The sequence below is a fragment of the Pseudomonas sp. GW531-T4 genome (assembly GCF_017349615.1).
In the GTDB taxonomy this organism is placed as follows: Bacteria; Pseudomonadota; Gammaproteobacteria; order Pseudomonadales; family Pseudomonadaceae; genus Aquipseudomonas; species Aquipseudomonas chlororaphis_I.
Window position 1 is genome coordinate 133022 of sequence record NZ_JACMZT010000011.1, and the last position, 17945, is coordinate 150966.

Annotated in this window: 17 protein-coding genes; 10 read left to right on the top strand and 7 right to left on the bottom strand. The window is 64.4% G+C overall.

Features of this window, described 5'->3' with window-relative positions:
• Positions 1-85: 85 nt before the first annotated feature.
• The 5 genes from J4D28_RS11740 (at position 86) to J4D28_RS11760 (ending at position 6454) form a co-directional block, all read left to right on the top strand.
• Positions 86-1852 carry an ATP-binding protein gene (locus tag J4D28_RS11740; protein WP_038634712.1) on the top strand — a complete coding sequence of 589 codons (1767 nt, stop codon included), beginning with the start codon at positions 86-88 and terminating at the stop codon, positions 1850-1852.
• On the top strand, positions 1846-3180 hold the full coding sequence (locus tag J4D28_RS11745) for a sigma-54 dependent transcriptional regulator (protein WP_028683255.1): 1335 nt from the start codon (positions 1846-1848) through the stop codon (positions 3178-3180). Before J4D28_RS11740 ends, J4D28_RS11745 begins: the two co-directional genes overlap by 7 nt.
• 270 nt (positions 3181-3450) lie before the next feature.
• Positions 3451-4773 carry an MFS transporter gene (locus J4D28_RS11750; RefSeq protein ID WP_009050506.1) on the top strand — a complete coding sequence of 441 codons (1323 nt, stop codon included), beginning with the start codon at positions 3451-3453 and terminating at the stop codon, positions 4771-4773.
• A 483-nt stretch (positions 4774-5256) separates the two neighbouring features.
• Entirely contained in the window at positions 5257-5682 is a 426-nt protein-coding gene (locus J4D28_RS11755; RefSeq protein ID WP_016703367.1) for a hypothetical protein, read from the top strand.
• Between the two features lie 142 nt (positions 5683-5824).
• Positions 5825-6454 (top strand): flavin reductase family protein, encoded by a 630-nt coding sequence (locus tag J4D28_RS11760; RefSeq protein WP_038634717.1) that lies wholly within the window; start codon positions 5825-5827, stop codon positions 6452-6454.
• 39 nt (positions 6455-6493) lie between these two features.
• On the opposite strand, the gene J4D28_RS11765 is transcribed toward J4D28_RS11760, so the two are convergent.
• Together J4D28_RS11765 and J4D28_RS11770 are read right to left on the bottom strand one after the other, a co-directional pair.
• A complete protein-coding gene (locus J4D28_RS11765) occupies positions 6494-6766 on the bottom strand; it encodes a hypothetical protein (protein WP_009050509.1) in 273 nt (90 codons plus the stop codon).
• A gap of 9 nt (positions 6767-6775) precedes the next feature.
• On the bottom strand, positions 6776-7141 hold the full coding sequence (locus J4D28_RS11770) for an antibiotic biosynthesis monooxygenase family protein (protein ID WP_009050510.1): 366 nt from the start codon (positions 7139-7141) through the stop codon (positions 6776-6778).
• A 331-nt stretch (positions 7142-7472) separates the two neighbouring features.
• On the opposite strand from J4D28_RS11770, the gene J4D28_RS11775 reads away from it, so the two are divergent.
• Positions 7473-8405 (top strand): AraC family transcriptional regulator, encoded by a 933-nt coding sequence (locus J4D28_RS11775; protein WP_009050511.1) that lies wholly within the window; start codon positions 7473-7475, stop codon positions 8403-8405.
• Between the two features lie 64 nt (positions 8406-8469).
• Here the strand turns inward: J4D28_RS11775 and J4D28_RS11780 are convergent, their stop codons facing one another.
• Positions 8470-9918 carry an aldehyde dehydrogenase family protein gene (locus tag J4D28_RS11780; RefSeq protein ID WP_103331429.1) on the bottom strand — a complete coding sequence of 483 codons (1449 nt, stop codon included), beginning with the start codon at positions 9916-9918 and terminating at the stop codon, positions 8470-8472.
• Positions 9915-11552 carry a 5-guanidino-2-oxopentanoate decarboxylase gene (locus tag J4D28_RS11785; protein WP_103331428.1) on the bottom strand — a complete coding sequence of 546 codons (1638 nt, stop codon included), beginning with the start codon at positions 11550-11552 and terminating at the stop codon, positions 9915-9917. Before J4D28_RS11785 ends, J4D28_RS11780 begins: the two co-directional genes overlap by 4 nt.
• A gap of 153 nt (positions 11553-11705) precedes the next feature.
• Here J4D28_RS11785 and J4D28_RS11790 point away from each other — a divergent pair, with 153 nt between their 5' ends.
• A complete protein-coding gene (locus J4D28_RS11790) occupies positions 11706-12587 on the top strand; it encodes a LysR substrate-binding domain-containing protein (protein WP_009050514.1) in 882 nt (293 codons plus the stop codon).
• A gap of 151 nt (positions 12588-12738) precedes the next feature.
• On the opposite strand, the gene J4D28_RS11795 is transcribed toward J4D28_RS11790, so the two are convergent.
• Complete coding sequence (locus J4D28_RS11795; protein ID WP_103331427.1) at positions 12739-13353, bottom strand: NAD(P)-dependent oxidoreductase; 615 nt, start codon at positions 13351-13353, stop codon at positions 12739-12741.
• A 76-nt stretch (positions 13354-13429) separates the two neighbouring features.
• Positions 13430-14314 (bottom strand): MBL fold metallo-hydrolase, encoded by an 885-nt coding sequence (locus tag J4D28_RS11800; protein WP_038634732.1) that lies wholly within the window; start codon positions 14312-14314, stop codon positions 13430-13432.
• Positions 14315-14444: 130 nt separating this feature from the next.
• Here J4D28_RS11800 and J4D28_RS11805 point away from each other — a divergent pair, with 130 nt between their 5' ends.
• Positions 14445-15350, top strand: a complete 906-nt coding sequence (locus J4D28_RS11805) for a LysR family transcriptional regulator (RefSeq protein ID WP_103331426.1) — start codon at positions 14445-14447, stop codon at positions 15348-15350.
• 138 nt (positions 15351-15488) lie between these two features.
• Complete coding sequence (locus J4D28_RS11810) at positions 15489-15665, top strand: hypothetical protein (RefSeq protein WP_009050518.1); 177 nt, start codon at positions 15489-15491, stop codon at positions 15663-15665.
• A gap of 15 nt (positions 15666-15680) precedes the next feature.
• Here J4D28_RS11810 and J4D28_RS11815 read toward each other — a convergent pair whose 3' ends face one another.
• The gene (locus J4D28_RS11815) at positions 15681-16571 is read right to left on the bottom strand and encodes a helix-turn-helix domain-containing protein (RefSeq protein ID WP_009050519.1); all 891 of its coding nucleotides are present in this window, start codon (positions 16569-16571) and stop codon (positions 15681-15683) included.
• 186 nt (positions 16572-16757) lie between these two features.
• Here J4D28_RS11815 and pobA point away from each other — a divergent pair, with 186 nt between their 5' ends.
• Positions 16758-17942, top strand: a complete 1185-nt coding sequence (gene pobA, locus J4D28_RS11820) for a 4-hydroxybenzoate 3-monooxygenase (RefSeq protein ID WP_169914960.1) — start codon at positions 16758-16760, stop codon at positions 17940-17942.
• Positions 17943-17945: the final 3 nt, after the last annotated feature.

The window sequence follows — 17945 nt, forward strand, 5'->3', positions numbered from 1 at the left end:
CTGCCCGGGCCAGGGCTGTCCACGATCAACGAAGCCTCGGACAGGCATGTTATCTTTCCTGCCCCTTTCAGCCTGCCCTTGACTCATGGTCCAGATCTCCCGCCCGCTGCGCTTGACCTTCTATACCCTGGTGATTCTGGCCGGCGCCGTGGTCAGCGCGACCTTCGCCATGCGCCATGCCGAACGTCAGGCGCTGGAAGACGATGCCGCCCGCGCCAGCGAGCAACTGGCGTTGTACGCCAACTCCCTGCATACCCTGATCGAGCGTTACCGCGCCCTGCCCGCCGTGCTGGCGCTGGACCCGGAACTGCGCTCGGCGCTCAAGGGCCCGATCGGCCCGGAACAGCAGGACGCCCTGAACCGCAAACTGGAACGGATCAACGGCGCCGCCCGCTCCTCCACCCTGGAGCTGCTGGACCACACCGGCCTCGCGGTGGCCGCCAGCAACTGGCGCCTGCCCAGCAGCTACGTCGGGCACAACTACGGCTTTCGCCCCTACTTCAGCCAGACCCGCAGCCAGGGCAGCGGACGCTTCTATGCGGTGGGTGTCACCAGCGGCATTCCCGGCTATTTCCTCTCCAGCGCAGTCAAGGACGAGCAGGAACAGTTCCTCGGCGCCATGGTGGTGAAACTGGAATTCCCCGAACTGGAACGCGAATGGAGCCAGGGCAGCGACACCCTGCTGGTCAGCGATGCCCGTGGCATCGTGTTCATCGCCAACCAGCCGGGCTGGCGTTATCGCCAGTTGCGCCCGTTGTCGGACAGCGACCGCGCCGAACTCAAGGCCACCCGGCAGTACGACAAACAACTGCTGACCCCGCTCGAACACCGGCCGCTGCGACGCTTTGACGACGACAGTACGCTGACCCGGGTCGAGGGCCCGGACGGCAGCGTCGACTACCTGTGGGAGTCCCTGCCCCTGGCCACCGAAGGCTGGACCCTGCACCTGCTGCGCCGCCCACAGATCGCCTTCGAAGACCGACGCAACGCCGGCCTGGCCGCCGCCGGCGCCTGGCTGACCCTGGTGTTCCTGCTGCTGTTCCTCAACCAGCGCTGGCGCCTGGCCAGGCTGCGCCAGCGCAGCCGCGAAGAGCTCGAACGCCTGGTCGAGGAACGTACCCGCGACCTGCGCACCGCCCAGGACGGCCTGGTGCAATCGGCCAAGCTGGCGGCTCTGGGGCAGATGTCCGCGGCCCTGGCCCACGAGATCAACCAGCCGCTGACCACCCAGCGCATGCAGCTGGCCACCCTGCGCCTGCTGCTCGATCACGGGCGGGTCGACGAGGCCTACCAGGCCCTGAAACCGCTGGACGACATGCTGACCCGCATGGCCAGCCTCACCGGCCACCTGAAAACCTTCGCCCGCAAGAGCCCCAGCGGCCTGCGCGAACGCCTGGACCTGGCGGCGGTGGTCGACCAGGCCCTGCAATTGCTGGACACCCGGCTGCGCGACGAACAGGTCGACACGCGCCTGCAACTGACGCGCCCGGCCTGGGTGCGCGGCGATGCCATACGCCTGGAGCAGGTGCTGATCAACCTGCTGCGCAATGCCCTGGACGCCATGCACGACAAGCCCCTCAAGCACCTGGAAATCCGCCTCGAAGCCGACCAGCAGCTGTGGAACCTGAGCGTCATCGACAGCGGTGGCGGCATCGCCGAAGAACACTTGCCGAACGTCTTCGATCCGTTCTTCACCACCAAGCCGGTGGGCGACGGCCTGGGCCTGGGGCTGGCGGTGTCCTACGCTATCGTCCACGAACTGGGCGGGCGCCTGAGCGCCGGCAATCAAGGCCAGGGCGCGATCTTCACCCTGAGCCTGCCCATCGACCTGGAGGCGCATATCCCATGTTGAATTCGGTGATGCTGGTCGACGACGAAGCCAGTATTCGTACCGCCGTCGAACAATGGCTGAGCCTGTCGGGCTTCGAGGTGCAGCTGTTCAGCCGCGCCGAGGACTGCCTGGCCCGGCTGCCCAGGGACTTCCCCGGGGTGATCCTCAGCGACGTGCGCATGCCTGGCATCAGCGGCCTGGAGCTGCTCAAACAGGTGCAGCAACGCGACCCCGACCTGCCGGTGATCCTGCTGACCGGCCACGGCGACGTGCCGATGGCGGTGGAAGCGATGCGCGACGGCGCCTATGACTTCCTGGAAAAGCCCTTCAGCCCGGAAACCCTGCTGAGCAGCCTGCGCCGGGCCCTGGACAAACGCGGCCTGGTCCTGGAAAACCGGCGCCTGCACGAACAGGCCGATACCCGGGAGAAAATCGACTCCACCCTGCTCGGCGTATCCCGCGCCTTGCAGACCCTGCGGCGCCAGGTGGTGGACCTCGCCGCGCTGCCGGTCAACGTGCTGATCCGCGGCGAGACCGGCAGCGGCAAGGAACTGGTCGCCCGCTGCCTGCATGATTTCGGGCCGCGCGCCGACAAGCCCTTTGTCGCCCTGAACTGCGCGGCGATCCCCGAGCAGCTGTTCGAAGCCGAGCTGTTCGGCCATGAAAGCGGCGCCTTTACCGGTGCCCAGGGCAAGCGCATCGGCAAGCTGGAATACGCCGACGGCGGCACCCTGTTCCTCGACGAGATCGAAAGCATGCCGCTGGCCCAGCAGGTCAAGCTGCTGCGTGTGCTGCAGGAACAGAAGCTCGAGCGACTGGGTTCCAACCAGAGCATTGCCGTGGATCTGCGGATCATTGCCGCGACCAAGCCGGACCTGCTGGACGAAGCCCGCGCCGGGCGCTTTCGCGAAGACCTGGCCTACCGCCTGAACGTCGCGCAGCTGCGCCTGCCGCCGCTGCGGGATCGACGCGAGGACATTCCGCTGCTGTACGAACACTTCGCCCATGCCGCCGCCGAACGCCTGGGCCGCGGCGTCGCGCCCCTGAGCGGAGCGCAGTTGAGCCGCCTGCTCAGCCACGACTGGCCGGGCAACGTGCGCGAACTGGCCAACGTCGCCGAACGCCAGGTGCTCGGCCTGGGCGAGCCCGAGCCGGAAGCCATCGATCCCGGCCAGTCCCTGGCGGCGCAGCAGGAAGCCTTCGAGGCGCAATGCCTGCGGGCCGCGCTGACCCGGCACAAGGGCGATATCAAGGCGGTGCTCAATGAGCTGCAACTGCCGCGCCGCACCTTCAATGAAAAGATGCAGCGCCATGGGCTGGCGCGGGAGATGTTTCTCGGGGAGGAGTGAGGCCCGAGGTCCTATCGCGAGCAAGCTCGCTCCTACAGGGATCACCTAGCTTCTGTAGGAGCGAGCTTGCTCGCGAAGACGCCCTCAGCAACACCACCCTCATCGGCAACTTTCCGCTCACGCACCTTCGCCAATGAGCGGATTTCCGCTCATCGAATTCTCAAGACCCTTCTAAACCGGGCCTCTCGGCTCCTGGCACAGCTCCTGCTATAGCCCCAGCAGGCTGCGTTTCGGCGCGCTCCACAAAAACAATTAAATGAAGGATCCGTCATGGATAACTCGCAAACCCTGCCTCTTGGGGCGGCAGCTGCGCCTGCCAAAGAAAAGACCACCGCCAGTCGTCTGAAATCGATCTTCAGCGGTTCGGTCGGCAACATGGTCGAGTGGTACGACTGGTACGTCTACGCCGCCTTCTCCCTGTACTTCGCCAAAGTCTTCTTCCCCAAGGGCGACACCACCGCACAACTGCTCAACACCGCTGCGATCTTCGCCGTGGGCTTCCTGATGCGTCCGATCGGCGGCTGGCTGATGGGGCTCTACGCTGACCGCAAGGGCCGCAAGGCCGCGTTGATGGCCTCGGTACTGCTGATGTGCTTCGGCTCCCTGATCATCGCCCTGACTCCCGGCTATGAAACCATCGGCGTCGGCGCCCCGATCCTGCTGGTCCTGGCGCGCCTGATGCAGGGCCTGTCGGTCGGCGGCGAATACGGCACCTCGGCCACCTACCTCAGCGAGATGGCGACCAAGGAACGTCGTGGCTTCTTCTCCAGCTTCCAGTACGTGACCCTGATCTCCGGCCAGCTCATCGCCCTGGCGGTGCTGATCGTGCTGCAGAACGTACTGACCACCGAAGAGCTGCAATCCTGGGGCTGGCGCATTCCGTTCGGCATCGGCGCCCTGTGCGCGATCGTCGCGCTGTACCTGCGTCGCGGCATGGAAGAAACCGAGTCCTTCACCAAGAAGAAGGAAAAGCCGAAAGAAAGCCTGATGCGCACCCTGATGCGTCATCCGAAAGAGCTGATGACCGTGGTCGGCCTGACCATGGGCGGCACCCTGGCCTTCTACACCTACACCACCTACATGCAGAAATACCTGGTGAACACCGTCGGCATGAGCATCTCCGACTCCACCACCATTTCCGCGGCGACCCTGTTCCTGTTCATGTGCCTGCAGCCGGTGATCGGCGCGCTGTCGGACAAGATCGGCCGACGTCCGATCCTGATCGCCTTCGGCATCCTCGGCACTCTTTTCACCGTGCCGATCCTCACCACCCTGCACACCATCCAGAGCTGGTGGGGTGCGTTCTTCCTGATCATGGCGGCGCTGATCATCGTCAGCGGCTACACCTCGATCAACGCGGTGGTCAAGGCCGAGCTGTTCCCGACCGAGATCCGCGCCCTGGGCGTGGGCCTGCCCTACGCGCTGACCGTGTCGATCTTCGGCGGCACCGCCGAATACATCGCGCTGTGGTTCAAGAGCGTCGGCATGGAAACCGGTTACTACTGGTATGTCACCGCCTGCATCGCCGTGTCGCTGCTGGTCTACATCACCATGAAAGACACCCGCAAACACTCGCGGATCGAAACTGACTGACCGGCAAAAAAAGCGCGAGGGTGCAAGGCCCTCGCGCTGTGCTGTCAGGTAAAAATCCATCGCGAGCAAGCGTGCTTCTGTAGGAGCGAGCGGGCGGCAATCCGACTTGCCCGCGATCACCGCAACACCGCCCGCTCAACGATCAAGACCTGCCCTCCAGCTCACGTAGCAAGCCCTCCGGCATTCATCGCCAACAACATTCCCGCCCCCGCCAATCAAACCGTTGATCACGATATTTCGACGGCCCGGACAGGTTAATGATCGGTTAATGCCCTGCCCGCATCCTGCCTCCATCGAAATCGGTGTCGGCGCGTCAAACACGTAGAAGCAGCAAAGCGGCTTTATGCAGTGGTTCCTGACGCCACAAGCATCGATTTAATCGATATTTTTAAGCACCTATTTACGCTTTTTAATCAAATTAACTGGCGTAGTATCCATTTCACACCCACTGCACAAAACGTCAACGAACCTGGAGTGACCACCATGAAAAGCAAACTGATCCTCGCCCTGACCCTTTCCGTACTGGCTGCCAACACCTTCGCCGCCGATGGTTACGACCGCACTGGCTCGGCCACTTTCACCTCGGGCAGCTCGGCCAGCGCCAGCCTGGCTTCCGACGGTTTCGATCGTACCGGCACCGCCGCCGCTATCGCTGCCGATGGCTTCGACCACACTGGCACCGCAGGCGCAGTCGCCTCCGATGGCTTCGATCACACTGGCACCGCAGGCGCAGTCGCCTCCGATGGCTTCGATCACACCGGCACCGCTGGCGCAGTCGCCTCCGATGGCTTCGATCACACCGGCACCGCTGGCGCAGTCGCCTCCGATGGTTTCGATCGCACCGGTACCGCTGACGCAATCGCTGCCGACGGCTTCGATCGCACCGGGACTGCCGCCGCTATCGGCTAACCCTCAGGGATGTCCCGCAGCCCGGCTTCGGCCGGGCTTAGTGTTTCTGGCCCGGGGAAAAACCGCGCGCCGCAAGCTGGCATTCACGTTCAATGGCTTGCACTATGGCGAGCTTCCCTCTTTGTCCGCGCAAGAGCCTGTCATGTCCGAAGACATTCATTACTACGAACCCGCCCAGGGCCACGGCCTGCCCCATGATCCGTTCAATGCCATCGTCGGCCCGCGGCCGATCGGCTGGATTTCCTCCCAGGACACGCAAGGCCGGCTGAACCTGGCGCCCTACAGTTTTTTCAACGCCTTCAATTACATTCCGCCGATCATCGGTTTCTCCAGCGTCGGTCGCAAAGACAGCCTGAACAACATCGAGCAGACCGGCGAGTTCGCCTGGAACCTCGCCACCCGCCCGCTGGCCGAGCAGATGAACCAGAGCTGCGCCGCCGTATCGGCCGAGGTCAATGAGTTCGAACTGGCGGGGCTGACGCCCGTGGCCTCGAAAGTGATTGCTGTGCCGCGGGTAGCCGAAAGCCCGGTGTCCTTCGAGTGCAAGGTCACCCAGATCATTCAACTGCAGCGCGTGGATCAGGAGTTGGTGCCCAGCTGGCTGATCCTCGGCGAAGTGGTCGCCGTGCATATCGCCAAGTGGCTGCTCAAGGATGGGATATACGACACCGCCGCGGCAGAACCGATCCTGCGCGGCGGCGGGCCGGCGGATTATTTCCAGCTGGGGCCAGAGGCCTTGTTCAAGATGTTCCGCCCGGGGGCGGTCAGGTAGTTTTTCAGATCAGATAGTTTTTCAGATCAGCAACCTGGATCAGGCCGTTGCCCAGGCCAGTTCGCCGTCTTCGTTCACGTCGATCAACTGCTCAAGCTTCTGCGCGGCAGCCTGGTCGGCGTCGTGGGCGGTCTTGAATTTCTGGTCGTCCAGGATCTTGTGAAAGCGCGGTGCCCCTGAACCACCCAGGGCCTTGACCGCGATGGCGGCGCTGTAGCCCCCTTCACCTGGAACCACGGCGGAAACCGCTTCGTATGCTGCAAACTCTTTACGTGCCATGTTGCTGGTCCTGGCCAATGGAAAGTCGGCCATTCTAAACCCTCAGCTGGCCAGCTGGTGTACCGGTGCCCCGTTCAGTTGTGCGTATTCGCCTTCGGCCTGGGCCGCCGAGACGTCGCGGAAGGTATGGAAATCCAGGCTGTTGACCACCAGGTCCTGGACCAGTTCGGCGAATATCGCCATGGCCGGCGAACAGAAGTAATCGGTCATTGCCTGCTGGCTGCTCCAGAATCCGGAGACCAGCCACAAATCAGCGTCGCACTGCGAATGCTGCAAGGCGAACTGCAGGCAACCTGTGGCCTGGCGGGATGGTTCGATCAGGCTGCTCAAGCGAGCACCCAGCTCGGTTGAGCGACCGGCGCGGGCGCGAACGAATGCCATGTGGCTGACGGGAATATGCGTGGACATGTGCGACCCTCCCAGGGTGGTGTCGAGGCAGCCATGGGACGGGCTGCGACAGGATCCAAGATTAAGCGTCCGGCGCAACGGCCGTTAGTCGATTCCTGCCAGCGCATTGCACAATCCTGCGAACCTGGCTGGACAACACCGAGGCCGGACCTGGCTGCGGAAAAAAACCACAACGTTGTTTCAAGCAAGTGACAGCCCGCGTGCAGGACCCGGCTCTGCTCACACGCGCACGCGCGGCAGGATCAGGCAAGATTTACGCAGGATTCGCCTACCCCTGGCGCTTGCACAAATTTAAGCTGTGGCCATTCGCAATCTTCCCGGAGGGGCCTTCATGTCATCGCTCGAAACCCAGCAGCCGCCACTGGATGCGGAGATGGAAAAACAGCGGGCGGAGCTGGCCGGGATCATTGCGCGCAACACCGGCGAAGACGGCAGCTACGCCACGGCGATCCAGTCGCTGTTCGTCTCGCGCTACAGCCACTCCCACGATTTCGCCTCGGTGCTGGCCCAGCCGGCCCTGTGCATCATGGCCCAGGGTCGCAAGGAAGTACGGCTGGCCGACGAGGAGTTCAACTACGACCCGCTCAACTACCTGGTGGTCTCGGTTTCCATGCCGTTGAGCGGGCGTCTGGCCGATGTCTCGCCGCTGGAACCGGTCCTGGCCCTGCGCCTGGACATCGACCCGGCCGAGATCAGCACGCTGATCGCCGATGCCGGGCCGCTGGGGGTGCCGAACCGTCCGGTCGGCCGCGGCCTGTATGTGGAGCGCCTGGATACGCCGATGCTCGACGCCGTGCTGCGCCTGACCCGCCTGCTGGATACGCCCAAAGACATCGCCATGCTCGCGCCGCTGATTCGTCGGGAGATTCTCTACCGGCTGCTACGCAGCCCCCAGGGCCACCGGCTGTATGAGATCGCCATCGCCAACAGCCAGGGCCATCGGGTCAGCCAGGCCATCAAATGGCTGAACAGCAACTACGAGCAACCGCTGCGCATCGACGATCTGGCGCGTGGGGTGAACCTCAGCGTGTCGACCTTGCACCACCGCTTCAAGGCCATGACCGCCATGAGCCCCTTGCAGTATCAGAAGCAATTGCGCCTGCAGGAAGCCCGGCGCCTGATGCTGACCGAGGGGCTGGAGGCGTCCGCCGCCGGTTACCGGGTCGGCTACGAAAGCCCTTCGCAGTTCAGCCGCGAATACAGCCGCCAGTTCGGCGCCCCGCCGCTGCGGGACATGGCGCGCCTGCGCAGCAGCGTCCGATAAGCGCAATCACCGAAACTGAAGACCCCATGCCTCCTGGCCAGGTATGGGGCATTTTTTGCGCGGCTCAGCGCGCGCGAACCACGTGCTTGATCTCCTGGAACGCCTGCAATCCCCAAGGCCCCAGCTCGCGGCCGATGCTGCTCTGCTTGTAGCCGCCCCAGGCGGTCTGCGGGAAGATCACCTGCGGTGCGTTGATCCACACCAGCCCGGCCTGCAAGGCATTGGCGACCCGCTCGGCGTTCTCTACATCGCTGCCGACCACACTGGCCACCAGGCCGAATTCGCTGTCATTGGCCAGCGCGATGGCCTCGGCCTCGCTGGCGAAACTGCGCACGCAGAGCACCGGGCCAAAGATCTCCTCACGCCACAGCGCGCTGTCGAGGGGCACTTCGGTGAAGATGGTCGGCCGGACAAAAAAGCCGCGCGCGCGGTCCGCCGGACGCTCGCCACCACATACCAGCCTGGCCCCGGCACTCAGCCCGCGATCGATATGGCCGAGCACTCGCTGGTATTGCTCCTGGTTGACCAGCGCGCCCATCTCCACGTCAGGATCGAAAGGATCCGTCACCCGAATCGCCTCGGCCCGCGCCTTGAGGCGCAGCAGGAACTCGTCCGCCAGTTCGTCGGCCACCAGCACCCGGCTGGTGGCGGAGCACATCTGCCCGGCGTTGAAAAAACCGCCGCCGCAGGCCAGCTCCACCGCCAGTTCGAGATCGGCATCCGCCAGCACCAGCAGCGAAGATTTGCCGCCCAGTTCCAGGCTCACGCCCTTGACCGTCTCCGCCGCGCGCTGCATGACCTGGACCCCGACCGCATTGCTGCCGGTGAAGGAAATCTTCGCCACCCGCGGATCGGCCGCCAGCGGCGCACCCACCGCCAGCCCGGTGCCGCAGACCAGGTTGAACACACCCTTGGGCAAGCCGCTCCGGGCGATGATCGCCGCCAGCTCCAGCTCCGGCAGCGGCGTGACTTCCGAGGGTTTGAGCACCACGCTGCAACCGGCAGCCAGGGCCGGCGCGAGCTTCCAGGCGGTGGTGACCATCGGGAAATTCCACGGCACGATCAGGCCGACCACGCCACAGGGCTCACGCCGCACACGAGCGCTGAAATCATCGCTGGGCAACGGCACGTCGCGGTCCTGGGCGGCGTCCAGGCCTTCGGCCAACCCCGCGTAGTACTCGAAGGTGGCAATCACATCGTCGACGTCGATGGCCGCTTCGAATTGCGGCTTGCCGTTGTTGCTCGACTGCAGGTGCATCAGGCGCTCACGGCTCTCGGCGACCCCGGCGGCGATCCGCCGCAACACCGCGCCACGCTCGGCACCGCTGGCCGCGGCCCACGGCACCAGCCCGGCCTGGGCGGCGGTCACCGCCTGCTCGACGCTATGCCGGTCGCCACCACCGACCAGCGCCAACGGCTCTTCGGTGGAGGGATTGATCACCGGCAACAGCTCGCTGCCAGCACACCACTGACCGTCGATGTAGAGGCCGTTCAACAGGTTTGCCTGGCTCATGCTTGCACCGCCCGCATCCAGCCGGCCTGGTCGATTTCGATCAGGGTCGGGCCCTGGCGATCGCTGGCCGCGCGCAGCGCATCGCGCAATCCGTCGACGCTGTCGATGGCTTCGGCAGCGCAGCCCAAGGCCTTGGCCACGCCGATGAAGTCCGGCGTGTAGATGTCCACGCCCACCGGCTCGATATCGCGGTTGACCATGTATTTCTTGATCTCTTCATAGCCCTGGTTATTCCACAGCAGCACGATGACCGGCGTGCGCGCTTCCACCGCGCAGGCCAGTTCCGACAGGGTGAACTGCAGGCCGCCATCGCCGATCAGGCACGCCACCGGGCCCCGGGCATGGCGCTCGGAAGCACCGCCGAGCCAGGCGCCGATCGCCGCCGGCAAGGCATAACCCAAGGTGCCGTAGCCGGTCGAGGAGTTGAACCAGCGGCGCGGACGCTCGGGGTTGAAGGTCAGGTTGCCGCTGTACACCGGCTGCGTGGAGTCGCCGACGATGACGATCTCCGGCAACTCCTGCACTAGGGTTTCGAGGAACAGCGTCTGCGCCCGGGTCGGCGCGTCCCACTGCAGCTCCAGTGCGTTGCGCAAGGCAGCGGCGCGGACCGTGCCCCAGGCACTATCGCGCTCGCTCAGCGATTGTTTGCCCAGCTCGGCCAGCAAGGCTTCGGTTGCGCTGTGCGCGTCGGCCACCAGCGCCACTTTCGGCGGATAGTTGCGCACGGTCTGGTCAGGGTCGATGTCGATGCGCAACAGGGCGCCCGGAATCTCGAAGCCACCGGCGAAAGTCACGTCGTAGTCGGTTTCGGCCAGTTCGGTGCCGATGGCCAGGACCACGTCGGCATCGGCCACCAGGGCGCGGGTCGCCACCAGCGACTGGGTCGAGCCGATCAGCAGCGGGTGCCGCGACGGCAGTATGCCCTTGGCATTGATGGTCAGGGCCACGGGGGCCTGGAGCAATTCGGCGAGGCGGGTCAGGGACGCGGCGGCATCGATCGCGCCGCCACCGGCGAGGATCAGCGGGCGCCGGGCGCCCGCCAGCAACTGGCTCATCCGGGCAACCGCGGCGGGCGCGGCGCCGGCCCGGGCGATGCTCACCGGTTCGCTGTCGAGCAGCTCATCGGCCTCCTCCACCAGCACGTCGAGGGGAATCTCGATGTGCACCGGGCGCGGCCGACCGGCCTGGAACAGTGCGAAGGCGCGGGCCAGCACGCCCGGCAGTTCCGCCGCGGACATCAGGGTATGGGAGAACGCCGCCACGCCGCCCACCAGGGCGCCCTGGTTCGGCAGCTCGTGCAGCTTGCCGCGGCCGCCGCCGAGCTGGCTGCGCGACTGCACGCTGGAGATCACCAGCATCGGAATCGAGTCGGCATAGGCCTGGCCCATGGCGGTGGTGATGTTGGTCATCCCCGGGCCGGTGATGATGAAGCACACCCCCGGCTTGCCGCTGGTGCGGGCATAACCGTCGGCCATGAATCCGGCGCCCTGCTCGTGACGCGGCGTGACGTGCCGGATGCTCGAACGGGCCAGGCCGCGATACAGCTCGACGGTATGCACCCCGGGAATGCCGAAGACCTGCTCGACGCCATAACCTTCGAGTAACTTGACCAACACTTCGCCGCACGTCGCCATGTCTTGCCCTTCTTGTTCGCTTGAGACGGTGTGCCTGGCTGGCCGCTGCATGGCCAGGCACGGGGAAGGCGTCATTGGAACGGGCCGCGTGTAGCGGGAACAATGGATAAAAAGTCATACTAGCCATGTCCTCACGTCATGCCTTGGCCCTTTATGAAACGCCTCCCGCCCCTGCCCGCGCTGCACACCTTTCTGATCACCGCGCGCTGCTGCAACTTCACCCACGCGGCCGAGCAGCTGCATATCACCCAGGGTGCGGTGAGCCGGCAGATCGCCGGCCTGGAGAGTCATCTGGGTTATGCCTTGTTCCAGCGCCAGGCCCGCGGCCTGAGCCTGACGAGCGAAGGACGGGAATGGCTACCGCGGGTGGAACAGGTGTTCGGCCTGATCAGCGAGGGCGTGGAACAGGTCGGGGGAAACCGCGACACCCTGCAACTCAAGGCGTCCACCTGCGTGATGCGCTGGTTGTTGCCGCGCCTGATGCAGTGGCAGAAGGAGCGGCCGGACGTGCCTGTGCGGCTGACCACCACAGTGCAGCACGGGGTCGACTTCAGCCGCGAACAGTTCGATGCCGCGGTGATCTACGGCGCCCCGCCTCCCTCCACCCTCGGCGCCTATCACCTGTTCGACGAACAGCTGACGCCGGTGTGCTCACCGGCATTGCTCGAAGGGGCGATAGCGCTGAAGACCCCGGCCGACCTGCAGCAACACATGCTGCTGCATCCGACCCTGGATACCCATGACTGGAATACCTGGTTGAAAGCCTCGGGGACGGTGCTGAACAACATCGGCAAGGGCCAGCATTTCGAAACCCTGGACCTGGCGATGTCGGTGGCCTCCCAGGGGACGGGAGTGGCCATTGGCGACTGGGCATTGATCGGCGAAGACCTGAGCGCCGGGCGGCTGGTCATGCCATTTGCATTGAAGGTGCGCACCGGCCTGGGCTACTACCTGGTCCACCCCGATCGCTCAGCGCCATCGCCGCAGTTGCGGGCCTTGCTGGACTGGCTGGTGGAACAGGCCAGGGCCAGATAGCCCTGTAGCCGATGTAGCCGCTGGCGCAGCCTGCGATCGAGCGCGCAGCGGTCGTAATCCGGTCAACACCTTGTACCTGCAAAAACGCGGTGTCTGGTTTTACGACTGCTGCGCAGCCGATCGCAGCCTTCGGCAGCGGCTACAGGATGTCTCAGTAACCGACAGTGAACCGCTGGCGGGGGTGCTTCGCTGTTTCCAGCTCATCGATCATGGCGATGGCGTAGTCGGCGAAGGTGATCCAGCTCTTGCCTTCGGCGCTCACCAGCAGATGGTCCTGGCCCAGGCGGAACTGGCCACGGCGCTCGCCTTCGATGAACTCCGCCGACGGCGACAGGAAAGTCCAGTCCAGCTCCTTCTCCTGGCGCAGGGTATCGAGGAGCACCGCACCGGCACTGGCCTCTGGCTTGTACTCTTCCGGAAAACCGACAGAGTCGATCACCCGGCTGCCGTCGGGCAGCAACAAACTACCGGCACCACCCACCACCAGCAGGCGTTTGACGCCGGCTTTTTTCACCGGCTCGATCAGGGCCTTGGGCGGGATAGTGGAAAAGAGCGCCGCGCTGATCACCACATCGTGGCCGGCGACCGCTGCCTGCAACGCCGCGCCGTCCAGTACGTCGACCGCCTTGCTCACCACACCGGCGCGATTGCCGATTTTCGCCGGGTTACGGGCAATCGCGGTGACGCTGTGACCACGACGCAGGGCTTCTTCCAGCAGTTGGCTACCGGCACGACCGGTGGCACCAATGATTGCAATCTTGCTCATGACAGTTCTCCAGTTCCGATAAGTGACGCAAAGCCTTACAGGGAATGCCCCCGCGCCAGGCGCGGGAGCGGTCGAATCACCACTTCATTTCGCCCTTGGCGACCTTGGCGCTCAGCTCCAGGGAGCTGTCTTCGCCCAGGTCCGGGTAACGCTTTTTCATCGCCGCAATCAGTTCGGCGGAATCCTTGGCCTTGGCGGTTTCTTCATCGAAGGCCTTGATGTAGTCGGCGGTGAAATGCACGGGAACCAGGGAGCGGGCGCTTTCACCGAGGTAATGGCCCGGCACCACGGTCTGGGGCTTCAGCGCGGCGATGGTGTCCAGGGTGGTCAGCCAGTCCTTGTGGGATTGCGCGGTCTGGGTGTCGGCCATCCACACATGGATGTTTTCCGCCACCACCACGCCACCGACGACCGCCTTGATCGACGGGATCCAGACGAAGGTGCGGTCCGGTTGTTTGCCGTCCAGGCCGATGATGTCCAGCTTCTGCCCTTCCAGAGTCAGGCTGTGGCCCTTGAGCACGCCCGGCACAATGGTCTTGGCCGGCACGTCGGCGCCCATTTTCGGGCCCCAGAACGCGAGCTTGCCGTCGACCGTGGCCTTGATGTGCTCGACGGTCGGCTGCGACGCCACGACCTTGGCCTTGGGGAAGGCCTGGGTGATGGTGTCGAGGCCGAAGTAGTAGTCCGGGTCACCGTGGCTGATGTAGATGGTGGTCAGTTGCTTACCGCTGGCGCGAATCTTTTCCACCAGTTGCTCGGCCTGGGATTTGCCGAACTGCGCGTCCACCAGAATCGCTTCCTTCTTGCCGCTGACCAGCACCGAGGTCACCGGGAAGATCGCCGCGGTCCCCGGGTTGTACACATCCAGCTTCAGGGCCGGCTCGACGGCGGCGGCATGGGCGGCGAAACCCAGGGTGGCGGTCGCCAGCAGCAGGCGCTTGAGTGAGGTGAATCCGATCATGTGCAGCTCCGATGGTCTGTCGGCCGTAAGTGGCCGTGGGTAGGGGGCGATGGAGATGAAGCTTAGTTGCCGCACTCGTTACAAAAAATGCGATGCTTGGACATAGTTTGTTTCTGAAAGCGGGCAAATCATGGATCGTCTTCAAGCAATGCGCGTCTTCGTCACCGTAGTCGACCTTGGCAGCCAGTCGGCCGCCGCCGACCATCTGGACCTCTCGCGGCCGGTGGTTTCGCGTTATCTGGCGGAGCTGGAGGACTGGGTCGGCGCCCGGCTGATGCACCGCACCACCCGCAAGCTGAGCCTGACCGCGGCGGGCACCGAGATCCTGCCGCGCTGCCAGCAGATGCTCGAGTTGTCGATGGACATGCAGGCCGCCGTCAGCGAACCGGACGATGTGCCCCGCGGCTTGCTGCGCATCAGCGCCAGCACCTCGTTCGGCCAGGCCCAGCTGGCGGATGCCATGGCCGCCTACGTCGAGCGCTACCCCGGCGTCAGCATCGACCTGCAGATGCTCGACCGCGCGGTGAACCTGGTGGACGAACGCATCGACCTGGCGATCCGCGCCAGCAACGACCTGGATCCGAACCTGATCGCCCGGCGGCTGACGGTATGCCGCTCGGTGATCTGCGCCTCCCCGGCCTATCTGCGCGAGCACCCGACGCCACAGCGGGTCGAGGAGCTCAGCCAGCACAACTGCCTGACCCACTCCTATTTCGGCAAGAGCCTGTGGCATTTCGAACAGGACGGCGAACAGGTTTCGGTACCGGTGCAGGGCAATATCAGCGCCAACGACGCCAGCACCCTGTTGCGCGCGACCATGGCCGGGGCCGGCGTGGCCATGCTGCCCACCTACCAGGCCTGGGTGTATATCCACAGCGGCGAACTGGTGCGCCTGCTGCCCCAGGCAGAGCCCCGGCAAATGCCCATGTACGCGGTCTATGCCTCGCGCAAACACATGCCGGTGGCGCTGCGCAGCATGCTGGATTTCCTGGTGCTGCGTTTCCCCGAGGAGCCGGAGTGGGACAAGGGCCTGTAAAACCCGATAAGACCGCTGAATACCCCCTCAACACGCTGCCCGCAACCTGGCCGGCGGCCATGGCTGATCCCTATGGCTGATCTATGCTGATAACAGTACCCCCACACGCGCAGGGGTATTCGTTCAGAGGTGTTTGCCATGAACATCAAAACAAGAAGATACCTGGCCATTTTCGTCACCTGCACCGTGACCCTGGCGCTGTATGGAACAGCGGCCTATCGCGTCGAGCAGGCCCGGCAGCAGCCCCGTGTCTATGCCAGTTGCAATGTCGACCAGTGCATCCCGCACACCGCGACCCTCAACTCCCTGAAATGATGCAGACGCGCGGCGTCACTGTTCGTGATCGCTCTTCAAGCGGTCGCGGAAAGCCTTGGGTGAGATCCCGACGCGGCGGCGGAACAGCCGGGTGAAGTTGGTGGGATCGGAAAACCCCAGGGTGTCGGAAATCTCATAGATGGTCATGCTGGTGTAGGTCAGCAGGCGCTTGGCCTCCAGCAGCTGGCGCTCGTGCATGATCTGCAGGGCCGGCTGGCCCGCCAGTTCACGACAGGTGCCATTGAGATGGGAAACGGAAATCCCCAGCTTGTGCGCCAGGTCCTCGACCTTCACATGTTCGCGATAGTGGTTTTCCACCAGCTGGATATAGCCATTGAAATACTCCCGTGCCCGCTGCGGCCGCTGGCTGGCGCTGCGGCGCCGGATCGCCTGGCGGCTGACCCACACCATGATCACGCTGACCAGCGAATGCATGAGCATTTCCCGCGCTGGCTCACGCCCTTGGTACTCATTCTGCAACGCGGCAAACAGGCTGTTCAGGTAGTCGCCGTCGGCGCCCGCCGGGTAGCTCTCGGCCACGGCCAGGGCATTCACCGAGTGCCCCAACTGGGCTTGCAGATGGGCCATCAAGGGCGCCGCCAGGGTCACCACATAACCGTCGATGTCTTCGGAAAAACGAAAGCCGTGCACCGACAGGGCCGGCAGGATCTGTAGCGCCGACTCCCCCAGCAACGTGCGCTGGCCTTCGATCTCAAGCTCGGCCTGCCCGCGATGCACGAACAGCAACTGACAGAGATCGGCATGCCGATGCGGTTTGATTTCCCAATGATGCTCGCGGCTGCGCTTGGAAATGGTTTCGCAGTGCAGCAGGTCCGGTGTCGGCCAATCCAGGCTTTCCCCATAGAGTTTGAACACCGGAATTGAAGGCAAGGCAGGCTTATTCATAACTGCAATCCAGGCCTCTGGGTGACGGGCGATAATCGCACCGATTGGTGAAATGAACAGGTATCGGCTCAGTTTTCACCTTCAACTGACAGCATCACAAGTGAAAAATGCAGGCACTCGAAACATAAAAATCACTCAGCGAACCTGTTCGCGTGAAGCTTGCGAGTCATAAAAACAATGAAAACCCTGAAAACTCAAGTCGCCATCATTGGCGCCGGCCCCTCCGGATTGCTGCTCGGCCAGCTGCTGCACAAGGCCGGCATCGATACCCTGATCCTCGAACGACAAACCCCGGATTACGTACTCGGGCGCATCCGCGCCGGGGTACTGGAACAAGGCATGGTCGACCTGCTGCGCCAGGCCGGGGTCAGCCAGCGCATGGACGCCGAAGGCCTGGTGCACGGCGGCTTCGAGCTGGCCCTCGACGGTCGCCGGGTGGCCATCGACCTGCACGCCCTCACTGGCGGCAAGAGCGTCACGATCTACGGCCAGACCGAAGTCACCCGCGACCTGATGCAAGCCCGCCAGGCCGTCGGCGCCCGGACCCTGTACCAGGCCGATAACGTGCGCCCCCACGACATGCAGAGCGACCAGCCCTACCTGACCTTCGATTACCAGGGCGAGCCCCATCGCCTGGACTGCGACTACATCGCCGGTTGCGACGGTTTTCACGGGGTCGCCCGACAGTCGATCCCGGCCGACAAGCTCAAGGTTTTCGAGCGCGTCTATCCGTTCGGCTGGCTCGGCATTCTCGCCGACACCCCGCCGGTCCATGACGAGCTGGTCTACGCCCGCCACGAACGCGGTTTCGCCCTGTGTAGCATGCGGTCGACCACCCGCACCCGTTACTACCTGCAAGTACCGGCGGAGGAAAATGTCGCCGACTGGTCCGATCAACGTTTCTGGGACGAGCTCAAGAAGCGCCTGCCCGAGGAGCTGGCCGAGCGTCTGGTGACCGGGCCGTCGATCGAGAAAAGCATCGCGCCGCTGCGCAGCTTCGTGGTCGAGCCGATGCAATACGGACGGATGTTCCTGGTCGGCGACGCCGCGCACATCGTGCCGCCCACCGGGGCCAAGGGCCTGAACCTGGCCGCCAGCGATGTCAGCACACTGTTCAACATTCTGCTCAAGGTCTACCGCGAGCAGCGTACCGACCTGCTGCAGAAGTACTCGGAAATCTGCCTGCGGCGGATCTGGAAAGCCGAGCGTTTCTCCTGGTGGATGACCGCGATGCTGCACCGTTTCCCCGACTCCGACGACTTCAGCCAGCGCATCGCCGAGTCGGAGCTGGCGTACTTCGTCGACTCCGAGGCCGGACGCAAAACCATTGCGGAAAATTACGTTGGCCTTCCTTATGAGGCTATCGAGTAGGGG